This is a genomic window from Desulfosporosinus sp., from assembly GCF_014237355.1.
Lineage (GTDB): Bacteria > Bacillota > Desulfitobacteriia > Desulfitobacteriales > Desulfitobacteriaceae > Desulfosporosinus.
In genome coordinates, this window is the sequence record NZ_JABZFS010000039.1 from 71,341 (window position 1) to 87,106 (window position 15,766).

Sequence of the window (15,766 nt, forward strand, 5' to 3'; positions counted from 1 at the left end):
GATAAAATAGGCCTAGGTATCTTCTATTTAAATATGCAACTGATTACTATTAATATAAAGGTAATTCCAAGATAATCAGAATAAGTAAGGGAGACTATTATATGCTTCACGACGAGAATAAACCTGATTACGATCTCGTAGAAAAACCAAGGAAAAGAAATTCTAAAGCCATCCTGAGTATCGTGATCACAGCAATCTTAGGTTTTCTAAATTTTGGTAAACTAGCTGTAATCGGCAAACTGCTGTTTACCTTATTAAAGGCTTCAAAATTTGCAGGGACCTTTATAACTATGGGTTTGACGGCATTACTCTATGCTCAAATATATGGTTGGCTATTTGCTGTAGGCTTTGTTGGAGTAATTTTCATTCACGAGATGGGTCATTACGTAACCAGTAAGAAACTTGGTCTAGATGTTTCTGCTCCAACATTTATTCCTTTTCTTGGTGCCTTTATTAGAATGAAGAGCATGCCTAATTCTGTTCGGGAAGAAGCCATAACAGCCATTGGTGGTCCAGCAGCTGGGGCATTGATTACCTTTGTTTGTTTAGGTCTCTACATGCTGACAAGCAGTCCCTATTGGGCAGGATTGGCCTATGTCAGTGCCTTCATAAATCTTTTTAATCTACTTCCCTTCGGCTCCTTAGATGGGGGCAGAATCTCGAAGGCAATCTCTCCCTTTATCTGGGTGATTGGCTTAGTGATGGCTCTGTTCCTCATTTGGAAACTACATGCCTATATACTACTTATTATCGTGCTTTTCGGGGCTTATGAAGTCCTAACCATGTATCGCCAAAAATCAGTTACTGCCCAATACCTGAGCGTTGAGCCCAGTTTCAGGCTAAAGATTGGTATTTCATATCTTGTTCTAATCGGAGTTTTAGTCTTTCTAATGATGTATTCGTTAGATATCTCCAAGACATTTACGGAATCAATTTATGGACTACGCTAACAAGACAGAGCGCAACTCAGTCGTTGCTGCCCAATCTACACCTTCTTCGACAACCACAACCCCATAATCCTCTCTGGCCTTCGCACGGGAAATAACACCATCTAAGACATCTTGCTCTACTTTCCCTGGGTCTCTCTGCCAAGGGTCTCCCCAACCACCACCACCAGAGGAAACCATGGTCAGTACCGTTCCCTTCGACAAGGAGCGCGAAGGTTCTTTGCTCTCTAGAGGAATCTTTTCCCCATTAATTGTTAACAATTCAACGTAGTTCAAACTTCCAGGCTTCCCTTTTGCTGCGCCAAACGGTGGAATTTTCATTCCATCACCAAACATCACAATATTGGTCGGGTCACCCTGAAACTGTATACTATAGCGAACACCTGGTCCCCCGCGCCACGTTCCCGCTCCACTGGTATCGATTTCCATTTCATGACACAAGGTTAAATGTGGGTATTGGATTTCATTAGCTTCGATATTTGGTGCTCGCACCCCCCCATAATTGGACAAGGGAGCCATATAAGGATAACCATCCCTACCAGATATTCCTCCACCTGAACCTAAGGCACAAAAGGCAAATCCCACATAAAATTCCTGGTTTCGAGGATCGATGCCATAGAACGACGGCCCACAATAACGCCCAAAACCAGCAGGCAATCGTTGACCCGCCACAGAGTCTAAAGCTTGGAAAATTGAGCTGATTATTTCACTTGCCGGAGTTAACGTACTCAAGGTAACCGGCGCAGGATCATAGGGGTTCACTAAACTGCCCTCTGGCAAAAGAACCTTAATTGCTCTAAAAGCACCGCTGTTTCGTGGAATGTCTGGACCTAACGCCCAAAGGGCGCCAATCCAGGCAGCTGTCGTACTGGTTACTAACGCCGAGTTTACAAAGCCCTTGACTTGAGGATCAGTGCCCTTAAAATCAACCGTCATTTCTTCTCCTCTAATCCTTACTTCTACCTTGATCTTAATAGGATTCTCTTGAAAGCCATCATCATCAACCCACTCTTCGGCAGAGTAATCTCCATCCGGCATACCTTCAATAGCTTGACGAGTAAGGTTTTCGGCGTGATCTAGCAAATATTCTACTGTCCCTTTTATTCGAGCAGGAGAATAATCATTGAGTAACTCTGCTAAACGAGCAACTCCAATCTGGTTGGCTCCCATTTGAGCCCACAGATCATTTTGGAGCATCAGCGGATTTCTTACATTTCGTAGAATTAGGTCCATAACCTCGTTAAGAACTTGCCCCTTGCTCACAAGTTTAATCGGTGGAATACGCAGGCCCTCCTGAAAAATTTCAGTTGCTTTAGCATTATAACTTCCTGCGACGGACCCTCCGATATCTCCATGATGAGCCCTGCTAACACAATAGAATAAGACCTCTCCAGCCACGACTAATGGAGTAATAATCCCAATATCCGGAAGGTGGTTTCCTCCTTGATAGGGGTCATTAAGGATAAAGACATCCCCCTCTTCAATCTGCTCAGAAGAGTATTTCCGGATCACTTCTTTAACACTAAAGGTTCCTGCTGCTGCAAGAATTGGTATGCCATTTATTTGAGAGACTAAATCCCCCTCACCGTTACATATTCCACAGGCGAAATCGCAGGCCTCAGCAAAAATAGGAGAACGGGACGACCGCTCTAAGGCATAGCCCATTTCTTGAGTAATCGTATCCAAGCGATTAGCAATTACAGCCCGTTCGATTACTTCATTCATTTTGGCATTCATAGTTATCGTCATCCTTTCCTATCTTAATCCTTAAATTCCTCGCCTGATCAAGTTCTGCCTGACAGTTTTCTTCCAGTAATATTGTCGTGAAGGTCTTTTTGATTAATGCGGGCCCCTGTAAACACATTCCGGGGTATAAATCCCGCCAATGAAAGATATCTACTTCCTGAAAAGCTCCCCGCAGATAGACTGAGGTTAGCTCATTCGATTTAGGTATCCTCTTACTAGTCTTACAGGTGAATGGATTTCCAGTGTTAACTTGGATCCCAACTTGATCTGATTCAGTCTGAAGACATTCCTCCCTCTCCAGAGCTAGTAATCGAAGATTGACAAGTAATAAAGACTTCTCAGGCTGACTATAGCCATAAAGTTTCTGATGGGTTTTATGAAACTCCGTGCCTAACTGCTGCCAAACCTCTGGATCCGCTGCAACCCTTTGGAAATCTATGTTTATTTCGTGATGTTGGTCCGGGTACTTTAAATCCGCCGACCAAACATATTTACGTTGTTTTGGGCACACGCCTAAACGTGATAACTCTTGATCCACCTCGGATTGCAACTCAAGTATAACTTGATTCCAGCTTGAGCTAGGTATCTCACGCAAAACTCCATAGACACTGCGCAAGGCCTCTACCTGAAAACGAGCGTGATGTAATCCCTGAGCACAAAAAACAGGTGCAAGTTCCGGTACCACCACTTGCCGTATCCCCACTCCTTCTGCTAAGGTCGTGGCAAACAACGGCAGAGCACCACCAACGGCTGCCAAGGCAAAGGAACGAGGATCATACCCCTTTTTGACGGTCATTAAGTACACAGCATCCACCATTAAGGAGAGGGCGATTTGATAAATAGCATAGGCAGCTTCTGGGACGGACAAGCCTAAGGGTTGAGCAATCTTTATGTCAATAGCCTCATAGGCTTGTTTTTTCTGCAAAGTCATTCGTCCACCTAAAAAGTTCGAACTATCTATTAAACCCATGATCAAAGCTGCATCCGTAATCGTCGGCTCTTGGCCCCCTAAACCGTAACAGGCGGGCCCTGGCTTAGCACCTGCTGAATGGGGCCCAACTCGCAGCATTCCTCCTTTGTCCAACCAAGCAATACTTCCTCCACCTGCCCCGACGGTATGAATATCTAACATTGGAAGTTGGATAGGGTATCCAGCGATCTCCGCTTGAGGAGTCATCTCCATCTTGCTCTGTCTGATTAAGGAAACATCGAAGCTTGTCCCTCCCATATCTGCCACCACTAATTCAGGCAATCCCTGCTCTCTAGCCAAAGCCCATCCTCCTTTTACCCCTCCTGCCGGGCCAGAGAAAAGTGTATGGACAGCGCTTTGGCTAGCTTGAATTAGATCCGTTAAGCCGCCATCATTTTGGGCAATCGAAATGGGTACTTGAAGGCCCTTATCACACAAAAGTGACCTTAGGTCTTGTAAATAATTGCTTAGGACGGGACTTAAGCGAGCATTTAGAACAGTGGTAACCGTTCGTTCATATTCACCAAGCTGGGAAGAAAGCTCTGAGGACAGTGTGACAAAAACTCCAGACCAAAGTGCTTGTAAAGCCTCTTTAAACTCGACTTCATGCGCAGGATTACGGCAGGCAAAAAGTAAACATACTGCCACAGATTCTATCTCTTCTTGACGCAAAAACTGAGCTATTTCCTCAATCTGCCCGTGGTCCACCGCTTTAATCGATACACCCTGAGAATCCATGCGTTCCCTCAAACCAATACGTAAATGACGGGGTACTAAGACCTGCGGCAAAGCAACCCGAAAATCCCACTGCTCTGCTAGACGTGAACGACGTAGTTCTAAAGCATCTCGAAAACCCTCAGTTGTTATTAGAGCCGTTTTGGCTCCCTGACCCTCTAGTAAGGCATTAATCCCAACCGTGGTGCCAAGAACAAATTTGTTCGTTTGTCCGAGAAACTCCTTGAGAGAGAGGCGACACTGCTCAGCTAACTCACTCAAGCCCTTTATAATCGGTTCCAGTGGGTCTTCATGACTCGAAGGAACTTTCGTTGTAAATGCACGTCCCTGTTGATCACGCACTATAAAATCCGCAAATGTTCCTCCCACATCAACTGCAATTTCGTACATAGTCTCCTCCTCATCCAAGTCCAAAAGTTCCCATAAACCGACGGATATTCTGCTGTACCTCGGCGGACATTTCTATAGTAGGTGCAAACCCTTCTAGCGGTTTAGTCGCATCAATCCCCATCTTAGCTGTGCGACTTAAGTCATCGCTGGAGGGATCTAGAGTACAGCCCATTCCCATATGCTGAGGTATGATAGTTACTCCCCTGTCCGCTTGTAGTCGAGTAGCCATGGCCCATAAAACCTGTCTTTCATCGAAGACATCCACATCTTCATCAACTACCACCACCATCTTAAGATTATGGTCCACGGAAAAGGCCGTAAAGATTGCCTGCTGGGCCTGTCCTTCCGCAATTTTTTTCATAGAAATATAACAGTGAAACAATCCACAGGCAGAGATGGGAGCATGAACACTTTTAACGTTGGGAAGTGTCCTATTCAGGGCATTTAAAACGTCCCCTTCTCGCTGTACTGCCACAATCGTAATATGCTCGGAACTCATGCCTGGGGTAATGTCTTGGAATAGGGGTTTCGTACGGTACTGTATTCCTTTAACTTTAAACACGTTTTCTGTACTGCGATAACAGGCATAATTTGTAAATTCCGCAAAAGGTCCTTCGGATTCTCGTTCTCCCGCAACAATTTCCCCCTCAATGACCACTTCAGCATAGGCCGGGACCAGCAGATCCACGGTCTTACAGCGGGCAACCTCAAGAGGAGCCCCAAATAACCCCCCCATAGCTGCAAATTTACCCAGATCATAGGGAATTAAGGCCATGGACCCCATGGAAATATTAGGATGTATTCCAAGCACTATAGACGCCTCCAAGGATTTGCCTAGTTCTTCTGAGCGGCGAAAATACTCCCATAAACGTTGACGAGAGTGGAGGCTAATCCCTAACTTATCCTTCCCTTTAAGCTGCATTCTGTGATATCCTGCGGTATCTGCACCCGTTACAGGGTCTTTTGCAATAACTAAACCAGCGGTAATGTAAGGTCCTGCATCAATAGGGAAGTGGGTTAAAATTGGCAGCTTATACAAATCGACCTCTGAGCCTACAAAAACGTTCTCTCGAAATGGAGCTTCCTCCACCTCCACTGGTTCGATCCGCTGGTTAATTCGCTTGGAAAACTCTGCCGCGAGATCCTTGGGATGAACATCCATAGCTAACGCCAAACGCTCGCGGGGAGCCAAAACATTCGTTACAACCGAAATATCATGCCCTTTAACATTATTAAAAATCGTCAATGGATAACGTCTGGCCTTCTCTAACTCCATTATTAAAGTACTGATTTCATACTTTGGGTTGATTTCCTCTTGAACATGAACAACTTCCATTGGATTCTGCTTTTTTACTCTTTCAATAAACAATCTCAAATCCTGTTCCAACATTTACCCCTCCCAATAATTTCAAAATAAACCCGTCGTAATGCTTAATGATAATCGTAGAGTTTTAGCGAGTATCTATGGACTCTTGTATACCAAAAAGACGACAGAAAAAGCCCGCAGTCATAGACTGGGGGCTTTACCATCGTCCACCAAAGCCTGGTCAAAGCAGGCTTCTCATTATTATAGGCAGGTCTTCTGGCTCAAAGTTCATCATCACCCTACGCCTTCCCAGCTATCGCCAGTGGCAAAATGTATGGGACTCCCTTTTCACAGTGGTGGGTCCGCTCAGGATTAATCCCTGATTCCCTATTCTCCCCATCGGGGCACCTATAATAGTTGATGATCAATCCGAAGTGTAAACATTATCGGACTGCTTTGTTAATATTGATTCGACACTTAAAAGTAATTTCCTGCTAGTGTATGATCTTTTTTCTTACAGACTCTAAAGCCAGTTCCCTAGTAGTAACTACTAAATGTCTAAATTTTATTAATAGACCCTCATGCCGCTGTGCGGTACCACTGATGAATGATAAATCCAGTACACTTTGTCATTTTATCGTAGTGCGGGAGCGCGTGAAGAATTGCTACGAAAGCGACTTAAGTGCTATGTCATCCTGAAGGAGGTACGACTGAAGGATCTAGATCCTTCGCTATCTTACAAGGATGACATTAGCCTTAACTTGTTTTCAGAGTAGTAATTAACCGTTTATATTTAATATAAGTAAAAACAATTAAATTGCCCTAAAAGTTTGGAGATCTAGCTTAGATTAATGTCAATGTTTGTTTATAGTTGTAATATCCGTGAACAAACCATCGAATAGTGTACAAAAAAGAATAGAGGGTTTTCGTAATTTGAAAAGAATACTATAATAGTCACATTTTAAAGTGTTTAGTAGAAGGGTGAGGTTTTCTTGGTAGCAACTGAAGTTTTGAGATTAAAGGATCCAACATGGTCTCGAATTATTTTCAAGCTCTTATCTTTAATTATGTTTTCCGTATTTACTTCCTTTCTAATTCTCCCATTATGGGAAACTTCCTATGTCGTAATTCATACAGTGCTAGAGATTTTCTGCATCCTTATAGCATTATCCTCATTCTTGGTCGTTTGGTTTGTCAGCAAAATCCAAAAAATAAATCTAATTCTAGGATTCGGTTTCCTAGGAGTCGGAATTTTTGATATTTTACATATCTTTTTTTGGCAAGGCCTCGGATTATACCCTCATGGGCACTATGATTTATCTGCTAAGTATTGGCTAGCCGGTCGATTCTTTGAGGCACTCTTTCTGCTTTTAAGCACAACCTTAATCAGTCGATTCATTAACCGATATAAAGGCCTTGCAATTACGGTTTTTCTCTCATTCGCAGTAGGTGCATCGATTCTTTATACCCCCCACCTATTCCCAGTCCTACTAACCCCCGAAGGGGTAACACCTATAAAGATCGTGATTGAATATGTGATTATAGCCATGTTTATCTTGTTTCTTTACAGATTATTAAAGGGGTACCTGCAAGAAGACATAGTCACCAAAGAGTATTTAATCCTTGCGATTCTTGTTGCAATCCCTGCGGAATTATGTTTCACAGTTTTTACAACCATTACAAACTTCTATAATGTGCTAGGACATGTTTTGAAAATCGTTTATTACTACTTTTTATTACGAGCTGTATTTGCGAGTTATGTCATGTTTCCCTATGAAAAACTTCAGCGCTCGGAACAACGATTTCATAAAACGTTTCAATATAGCCCAGTCTCAAAATCAATTCTTTCCATCAAGGAGAGTCGGTTCATTGACGTTAATGACATGTGGCTTCAAACAACTGGCTATATCAGAGAAGAAGTTCTTGGCAAAACAACTCACGATCTAAATTTTTATCCCATTGACGTTATCGAACAATGTCAAATTGAGATTGTATCCGAGCATAAAACACTCAAAAATCAACGCTATTTCTTCCAAACCAAAGATGGAATAGTAAGAGAGGGATTGTTCTCTACCCAGAAGATCTGGCTCCAAGGAGAGTCATGCATTTTGATGGTTATATTGGACATTACGGATCAAATACGCAATGAAACTGAACTACTGCGCCTCGATCGGCTAAATCTTATCGGACAAATGGCAGCAGGTATAGGACATGAAGTACGTAACCCTATGACAACTGTGCGGGGTTTCCTTCAGATACTCGGCGAAAAGAGAGAATGTGTTAAGTATCAGGACTATTTTTCCATTATGATTGAAGAACTCGATCGCGCTAATTCTATCATCACGGACTTTCTATCCCTATCTAGTAACAAGCCCTCTAATGTTCAATTGCAAAACTTAAACAAGATCATCGACGATCTTTATCCTTTACTTCAGGCAGATGCTTTAAACTCCGATAATAGTGTTCAATTAGAAAAGCTCCCTGTTTCAGATCTAAAAATCAACAAAAATGAAATCCACCAACTAATACTTAACTTAGTACGTAACGGTATCGAAGCTATGAAAAAAGGCGGACAAGTTACTATCAAAACGTTTATGGATGGGGATGAAACTGTCCTATCAATCATAGATCAAGGCACAGGTATTGAACCCGAGGTTCTTGAAAAAATAGGTACTCCCTTCCTGACCACTAAGGAAAAGGGAACAGGATTAGGCTTAGCGACATGTTATTCTATTGCAGAACGAAATAATGCCAGAATCGATGTAGATACTGGTTCTCAAGGAACAACCTTCTTTGTAAGGTTTAGGACAGCTAGTTAACTCTATTCAATCACAAACTCTTTGTCCACTATAGTTAAACCAGTTCCACTAAGACAGTAAGAAAGGGCTTCTAAGCCAATTTTACTGTTTTTTTGACTTTCTAAGATGTTCATTCTTTTTGGAGATCTTAATCAAAACTGCATCAAATACTTTTGATTTTTATGGTATAATCGACATAACTCGATTAAAGAAAGGGTGAACCTTCTGAAAAAGCTCATTTTATCTGTCATTACTACGCTTGCACTTACTTTATGCACGCCTTTCATAACCCAAGCAAGCCCCTTAGCTTATTCAACAGAGCGTATTGCTGGACAAGATAGAGTTGAAACAGCTCTTAAAATATCACAAAAAGGATGGAACTCAGCTCAGACAGTTATTCTATGTGAATACAACGATTTCCCGGATTCTATAGCCGCAACCCCTTTCGCAGTTAGCCTAAATGCGCCTATTCTGCTTACCAGAGGAGAAGCAATTGACCCCCGGGTAATTCAAGAATTGCAGAGATTATCCCCTCAAAAAGTCATCCTACTGGGCGGAACTGCTTGTCTGCAACCTGCCATTGAAACGGAATTAACAGAAAAATTATCAATAGACTGGGAACGTATTGGCGGGTTTGACCGTTACGAAACTTCCGTACTTCTTGCCAAAAAATTATCCAGCGATTCCTTGATTCTGGCCAATGGTGATGATTTCCCTGATGCTCTATCAGCAGCAACCTTTGCCGGTATAAGGCAGATTCCCATTGTTCTTACCTCAACTAAGCTTCCTGATTCTGTTATTAAATACTACCAAGAAGCTAGGCCTCAGCACTTGATCGTGATCGGGGGGGAAGCAGTCATTCCTTCAGATAACTTAAAGAAAAACAACTTCACCGTAGAAACTCGTTTGGCGGGTTATGACCGGTACGGAACGAATGCGGAAGTCGTTTCTCATATGAAGGACACTTACCAATCAATCGACCTTTTCTTAGCTTCCGGTATCACATTCCCAGACGCGGTTGCCGGCACCGTTCTTGCTTCCAAATTCAAAGCACCTCTTTTACTTACAGAAATAAACGACATTCCACCCTCAGTTTATACCATCATGCGCGAACATATGAAAGTAGAACCTCCTGTCCCTGCCCAAGCACCTAAAGATAACAGCGAGGATAATACTAGTGATAAGGCAGCTAGTAATTTACATAAACAAGGAAAAATTACTGCCTCCGGTGGCTTAAACCTTAGAGAAACTCCCTCCTCCACCGGGAACGTGCTTATCACAATTCCAGAAGGAACGACTATTAACCTTGGCGATAAACAAGACCAGTGGTATAAGACCACCTATCAATCCAAAACAGGTTGGGTATCTGCAAATTATCTCGCCGTAATATCCATAAAGGGGATCATCAGTGCTTCGGGAGGTTTGAACCTTAGAGAAACCCCCTCCTCCACCGGGAACGTACTTGTCACCATACCAAAAGCTACATCTGTTGAGCTTCTTGAACAACAAGACCATTGGTACAAGACTACCTATGAATCGAAAACAGGCTGGGTCTCTGCTGATTACATCACACTTGCCACAACAAACGACAATAGTTCTACATCCAATAACGGCACTACTCCCAACAACGGTAATTCTGCTCCCTCAATTGATTTAACGGTAAATGGTCAAGTATACATCCTAGGCGGGACGGCGATTATAAGTCCTACTTCCCAAAGCATCATTGAGGGTAAAAAGTCTTCAAACTACAAGGACAATCTAAAGGACTTCCCCCCTCTTCCCTCAGAAATAAAAAAACCAGATCCTCCTCCATCAAGGGGGGATGACGATGATGCACCTCCTGCAGAGGATCCTATTACTCCCTCACCCCCTGACACAACTTATGATCCGTCCAAAGAAGTTCTTATCAATCCTTTTCAAGAAATCCCGGCTAACGCCCTGGCTGGCAAGACGATTATGCTGGACCCTGGACATGGCGGACCGGATAAAGGGGCAAGTGGCCCCAATAAAACTCATGAAAAGAACAACAACTTAGCAATAGCCCTTGCTTTGGAGGATACTTTAAAACAAGCAGGAGCAACCGTTCTTCTTACACGAGATAAAGACATCTCACCCTGTGATAACTACTCAGAAATCGAAGACCTCCAAGCTCGGGTAACCATAGCCAATAAATCGAAAGCTGATCTATTTATCAGCATTCATAATGATGCTAATCTTAAACCGACTATTCAAGGCACTTCAACCTACTATTCTGAAGATAATCCCAAAAACTATGCGAGCCTACATCTCGCCAATAGCATCCAATCTGCAGTCATCGACACAGTTAAGACAAATAACCGAGGACTCAAACAAGCATCCTTCTATGTGTTACGTAATACAACCATGCCTTCAATTTTGCTTGAAACTGCCTTCATCTCCAATCCCTATGAGGAAGCAAGATTACAAAATCCTACCTTCCAAAAGAATGTTGCCAGTGCCATTTTACTTGGTATCTATAACTATTATAAAAATCCTCTACCGGAAGCGTAAAACAAAAACAAGGTGCTCCGCATTAACCTGCGAAACACCTTGTTCTTTTTAGTTTACTGATCTTTTGCCGGAATTGGTCCCCGTGAAACAGCAATCTTACCCGTGCGAACGATTTCTATGATGCCATGATCTTCTTCTAAGACTTGGCAGAGGGCATCGATCTTTGTTTCATCCCCGGAAAGTTCGATAACCATTGTCTCTCTGTTAACATCGACAATGCTCGCTCGAAAAATCTCGACAATATTAATAATATCCGAGCGTGTGGCCATACTTGCTTTTACCTTAATTAAGGCTAACTCACGCTGAATCGATTCCACCGCCGTTAAATCACTAATTTTAATGACATCGATTAACTTAGAAAGCTGATTGACCACCTGTTCCTGCTCTTTTTCATCTCCTTCAACCACTATCGTAATCCTAGTGGTATCGGGTTCTTCGGTATACCCTGCCGCAATACTTTCTATATTGAATGCCCGTCGACTTATTAGTCCAGAAATATGAGTCAAAACTCCTGGTTTATTTTCTACTAATACAGCGAGTGTATGCTTCATCCCTCTACTCCTCCCATCATCATCTCATCTAAACATGCACCCGCAGGAACCATAGGCAGTACGTCTAATACTTCGGGAATCCGTATGTCCACCACCACTGGACCTGGGATAGCCAAGGCTTGTTCAAGAACACTTCCTAGTTCTTCTGGCTTGGTAACCCGCAGACCTGCCACACCCATTGCTTCAGCCAATTTTACAAAATCTGTGGCTGATCCTTTTAGACTTGTCTGAGAATAGCGCCCACCATAAAACATCCTCTGCCACTGAGCAACCATGCCTAAGCACTGATTATTTAAGATAAGGACTTTAACCGGAAAATTATACTCCGCAACCGTAGCCAACTCCTGGCAGTTCATCATAACCCCGCCGTCCCCGACAAAGAGGATAACAGGTCGATCCGGAAGTCCACATTGTGCACCTAAAGCAGCAGGCAGACCATAGCCCATAGTACCAAGCCCACCAGACGTGAGCAGGGAGCGAGGATTTTTAAAACCGTAGAATTGTGCAACCCACATCTGGTGTTGCCCTACATCCGTCACAATCACAGCATCCCCTTGAGTCAACTGGCTAACTTTTTCGACAATCCCTTGGGGCATAACATGGTCTTTATCTTGTTCATAGGTTAAAGGCTTTTCTATATACCAGTTTCTCACTTTCTCCAGCCAAGATCGAACTTGTTCCCTGAGCTCGCCGGGAACCTCCTTAACTCGTTGGGATAAGGCAGGTATTGACCATTTGATATCTCCAACAACACGTATGTGTGTCAAAACGTTTTTATTAATTTCTGCTGGATCGATATCAAAATGTACGATTTTAGCCTTTGCAGCAAACTTGCTTAGGAGTCCAGTCACTCGATCATCAAAACGAACCCCAATTCCTAATAGCAAATCACACTCCGTGGTAGCCATATTCGCTGCATAGGTTCCATGCATTCCAACCATACCTAGAAATTGAGGATGGTCATTCGGCAAACAACCTAAACCCATCAATGTCGAAATAACTGGAAATCCAGTCTGTTCAACCAAATCTCTTAACTCCTCAGAGGAATCTGACAAATTGACCCCGCCGCCAACAAAAATTAACGGCTTTTGAGCCGACCTCATTTCCCCATAGACCTTGTCAATCATTTCAGAATTCCCGGCATACACGGGGCGATAGCCACGAAGCTTAACTTCATTGGGGTATTGATAATCAAAAGAAGCTGCAAAGACATCTTTCGCGATGTCAACGACAACAGGCCCAGGTCTACCAGTGCGCGCAATATAAAAGGCCTCTTTAAGGGCAGCAGGTAAGTCCTCAACCTTCTTTACTAAATAGTTGTGTTTAGTAATAGGGGTTGTAATACCACGAATGTCCGCCTCCTGGAAAGAATCCCTCCCAATTAGAGGTACAGATACTTGTCCTGTAATAGCCACTAGCGGAATAGAATCCATATAGGCTGTGGCAATTCCTGTCACCAGGTTGGTAGCCCCCGGGCCAGAGGTGGCAATAACAACTCCCACTTTACCAGTAGCCCTGGAATAACCATCCGCCGCATGGACTGCTCCTTGTTCATGCTTAGTTAGAATATGTCTAAAGTCCGCTTGATACAAAGCATCGTAAAGTGTTAACACTGCTCCGCCGGGATAGCCAAACACTACATCAACCTTTTCATTTTTAAGAGATTCAATAATCGCCTCTGCTCCGGTAATAATCATTTTGTTCCCTCTCTTTCAGCTTTCTCCAACGAATACTTTATTGGGAACAGAGTATTCCCCATCTACGATAACGGTGGAGTATCTGTTAATTTTAATTGATTTACTGCTTACAATTATATCATAAATAGAGACCCGTGGAGAAAGTTAGTAATAGTTATAATCCATAAAATAGCTTCTAGTTTTCTTCGACATATCGCGCAATAAAGGTCCCCATAACCAAAGCCCACACCGGAGCACTGATATTATAGATTGTAATATTCGAGACTGCGATGACAAATGTAAAGGCAGTACTCAATTTCATGGTTGGTTTTGAGAAGCCTACGGATAAACTATTTCCAAATACGCCTAACAGAGCAAAACCAACAAGGATTGAAACAAACTCAGAAGGTAGGCCTTGAATCAAGGGGACCAGCTTCCACGCGAATAAGCCGAATAAAAGAATGATCATCCCTGAGACAACGGCTCCCATATAGCGCGCCTCCTTCGGACCTGCCTCCTTATCCGAGCAAATCGCTGTCATCATCCCTGCAATATTTGCTGATTGACCTCCGAAAAAACTGGTTATGATTGAAAACATGCCGCTAAAAGCTATAACCCGATTCACTGGAGGGTGATATTCATTCTGTTCCAAGCCTCCTATCCCAACCGCTGCATCATTACTCAATATTAGTAAGGCAAGCGGAACGGAGACCGAGAGGAAGCTTAGGAGATTAAATACAGGGATTTGAGGAGTTGGGAGAACAAACGCTGATACCAATCCGACACTATTTAAGGGTTGGGTCAAGATTAAAAGCACAAACCCTGTCCCAATGGCCGCTACCATGGGCGGAATCCGATTATGACCTTTGCTGAAAATAATATATGAAACAAGAGATACTCCACCAACCAACGGAAGTTGATGGAAAGATGTAATAAAACTAACCATATACTTTGTAATCATTCCTGCTAACATCACAGAGATGATTTGTTTAGGTACGTATTCGAGCAGCTTCGAAAAAACACCAAGATATCCAATCATCAGCATTAGGAGCCCTGAAAAAATATAGGCACCAATTAACTGATGATAGGTAAACTGGGTCGTAACCGTCGCGAGAAAGGCAACTCCTGTAATGGAATGGGCGCCCACGATGGGCATGCGATAATACATAGGAATCACAATACTATAGATTCCACCAAACACATAGACTGAGAACATCCAAAGAATCGTCTGAGTCATTGTAAAGTTACCCTTTGATGCGGCTTCTAATATAATAGCCGGTGGACCGGTTATCGCTAAAAGTCCTGAGGCAATTCCGGCGGCCATATTCTTATGATTAAGATCACTTATAAAACTACTCATGCTTATTGTCTCCACTGCAGGACTCTAAGGCGATTGCCTGCTTTAGTTTTTCCACCAAGGGAATATCTGCAGGGGCAAAGTCATATAAATCTAATTCATTCCGATTTGCCCACACAATTTGGCTGTGGACTTTCAAGGTGAAGTCGCCCGAAATCCATTTACACCAATACGCCATCAGTTTGATGGTACCCCCTGGATAGTTATATATGCTTTCTCCGAAGAAATCCAAAACATCTATATAAACCTCTAATTCTTCTTTAATCTCACGTTTTAAACATTCCTGTAGAGTCTCTCCTGGTTCAATTTTGCCCCCTGGGAATTCCCATTTTCCCGCTAATTTATCGTCCTTTGTCCGTTGGGCAATCAGAACTTTCTTATCCTTTATGATCACCGCTGCCGTAACTTCTTTCAAATGTCTGTCGCTCCCTTTCTAAGGCCTTCACTAAGATCATTAACTTGTAGGTCCCATGGTTTATGTTCAACCGCATTTTTATCACGATCTAATAAACTTCAGCAAAGTAATGAAAAATCCCTTCATAAGTCGAATTATATTTTCATGTTTTGCTTATTTACCATGATATTTATTTACTGAATTCAACATAAGAACCACCATTCTAAAACTAGTTGCCATAGCAACTTATTAATTGTATATTGAGATTGAAGGTACTATGAACCTCAGGTATTTCCTGAAATAAACATCGAGGGAGGTAAAAAAATCTACATTAGCAAGACTAACTCCGCACCTGAAGCCCAGATCT

At 42.8% G+C, this 15,766-nt stretch carries 10 protein-coding genes and 1 riboswitch; of the genes, 3 read left to right on the plus strand and 7 right to left on the minus strand.

Annotated features, from left to right (window positions below; genetic code table 11):
• The first annotated feature begins 101 nt into the window (after positions 1-101).
• Positions 102-950 carry a site-2 protease family protein gene (locus HGJ98_RS08630; protein WP_291350658.1) on the plus strand — a complete coding sequence of 283 codons (849 nt, stop codon included), beginning with the start codon at positions 102-104 and terminating at the stop codon, positions 948-950.
• Here HGJ98_RS08630 and HGJ98_RS08635 read toward each other — a convergent pair.
• Genes HGJ98_RS08635 through HGJ98_RS08645 form a run of 3 tightly spaced genes read right to left on the minus strand, consistent with a single transcriptional unit; the run spans position 942 to position 6,175 of the window.
• Positions 942-2,684, minus strand: coding sequence for a hydantoinase B/oxoprolinase family protein (locus HGJ98_RS08635; protein WP_291350659.1), 1,743 nt, complete (start codon positions 2,682-2,684; stop codon positions 942-944). The genes HGJ98_RS08630 and HGJ98_RS08635 overlap by 9 nt on opposite strands.
• Positions 2,665-4,788 (minus strand): hydantoinase/oxoprolinase family protein, encoded by a 2,124-nt coding sequence (locus HGJ98_RS08640; RefSeq protein WP_291350660.1) that lies wholly within the window; start codon positions 4,786-4,788, stop codon positions 2,665-2,667. The genes HGJ98_RS08635 and HGJ98_RS08640 overlap by 20 nt, the downstream gene beginning before the upstream one ends.
• 10 nt (positions 4,789-4,798) lie before the next feature.
• On the minus strand, positions 4,799-6,175 hold the full coding sequence (locus HGJ98_RS08645; RefSeq protein ID WP_291350661.1) for a UbiD family decarboxylase: 1,377 nt from the start codon (positions 6,173-6,175) through the stop codon (positions 4,799-4,801).
• Between the two features lie 167 nt (positions 6,176-6,342).
• Positions 6,343-6,521, minus strand: a riboswitch (cobalamin riboswitch).
• A gap of 565 nt (positions 6,522-7,086) precedes the next feature.
• On the opposite strand from HGJ98_RS08645, the gene HGJ98_RS08650 reads away from it, so the two are divergent.
• Together HGJ98_RS08650 and HGJ98_RS08655 are read left to right on the plus strand one after the other, a co-directional pair.
• Positions 7,087-8,913, plus strand: coding sequence for an MASE3 domain-containing protein (locus HGJ98_RS08650; RefSeq protein ID WP_291350662.1), 1,827 nt, complete (start codon positions 7,087-7,089; stop codon positions 8,911-8,913).
• 195 nt (positions 8,914-9,108) lie between these two features.
• Entirely contained in the window at positions 9,109-11,421 is a 2,313-nt protein-coding gene (locus HGJ98_RS08655; protein WP_291350663.1) for an N-acetylmuramoyl-L-alanine amidase, read from the plus strand.
• A 53-nt stretch (positions 11,422-11,474) separates the two neighbouring features.
• Here HGJ98_RS08655 and ilvN read toward each other — a convergent pair whose 3' ends face one another.
• The 4 genes from ilvN to HGJ98_RS08675 form a co-directional block, all read right to left on the minus strand.
• Positions 11,475-11,972 carry an acetolactate synthase small subunit gene (ilvN, locus tag HGJ98_RS08660; RefSeq protein WP_291350664.1) on the minus strand — a complete coding sequence of 166 codons (498 nt, stop codon included), beginning with the start codon at positions 11,970-11,972 and terminating at the stop codon, positions 11,475-11,477.
• A complete protein-coding gene (gene ilvB / locus HGJ98_RS08665) occupies positions 11,969-13,669 on the minus strand; it encodes a biosynthetic-type acetolactate synthase large subunit (protein WP_291350665.1) in 1,701 nt (566 codons plus the stop codon). The genes ilvN and ilvB overlap by 4 nt, the downstream gene beginning before the upstream one ends.
• A gap of 175 nt (positions 13,670-13,844) precedes the next feature.
• Positions 13,845-15,008, minus strand: coding sequence for a benzoate/H(+) symporter BenE family transporter (locus tag HGJ98_RS08670; RefSeq protein WP_291350666.1), 1,164 nt, complete (start codon positions 15,006-15,008; stop codon positions 13,845-13,847).
• Positions 15,001-15,420, minus strand: a complete 420-nt coding sequence (locus HGJ98_RS08675; RefSeq protein ID WP_291350667.1) for a (deoxy)nucleoside triphosphate pyrophosphohydrolase — start codon at positions 15,418-15,420, stop codon at positions 15,001-15,003. Before HGJ98_RS08675 ends, HGJ98_RS08670 begins: the two co-directional genes overlap by 8 nt.
• Positions 15,421-15,766 lie beyond the last annotated feature (346 nt).

Coding starts and splice junctions, on each gene's coding strand:
- HGJ98_RS08630 (WP_291350658.1), top strand. CDS start 102: ATGCTTCACGACGAGAATAAACCTGATTACGATCTCGTAGAAAAACCA.
- HGJ98_RS08635 (WP_291350659.1), bottom strand. CDS start 2,684: ATGAATGCCAAAATGAATGAAGTAATCGAACGGGCTGTAATTGCTAAT.
- HGJ98_RS08640 (WP_291350660.1), bottom strand. CDS start 4,788: ATGTACGAAATTGCAGTTGATGTGGGAGGAACATTTGCGGATTTTATA.
- ilvN (WP_291350664.1), bottom strand. CDS start 11,972: ATGAAGCATACACTCGCTGTATTAGTAGAAAATAAACCAGGAGTTTTG.
- ilvB (WP_291350665.1), bottom strand. CDS start 13,669: ATGATTATTACCGGAGCAGAGGCGATTATTGAATCTCTTAAAAATGAA.
- HGJ98_RS08670 (WP_291350666.1), bottom strand. CDS start 15,008: ATGAGTAGTTTTATAAGTGATCTTAATCATAAGAATATGGCCGCCGGA.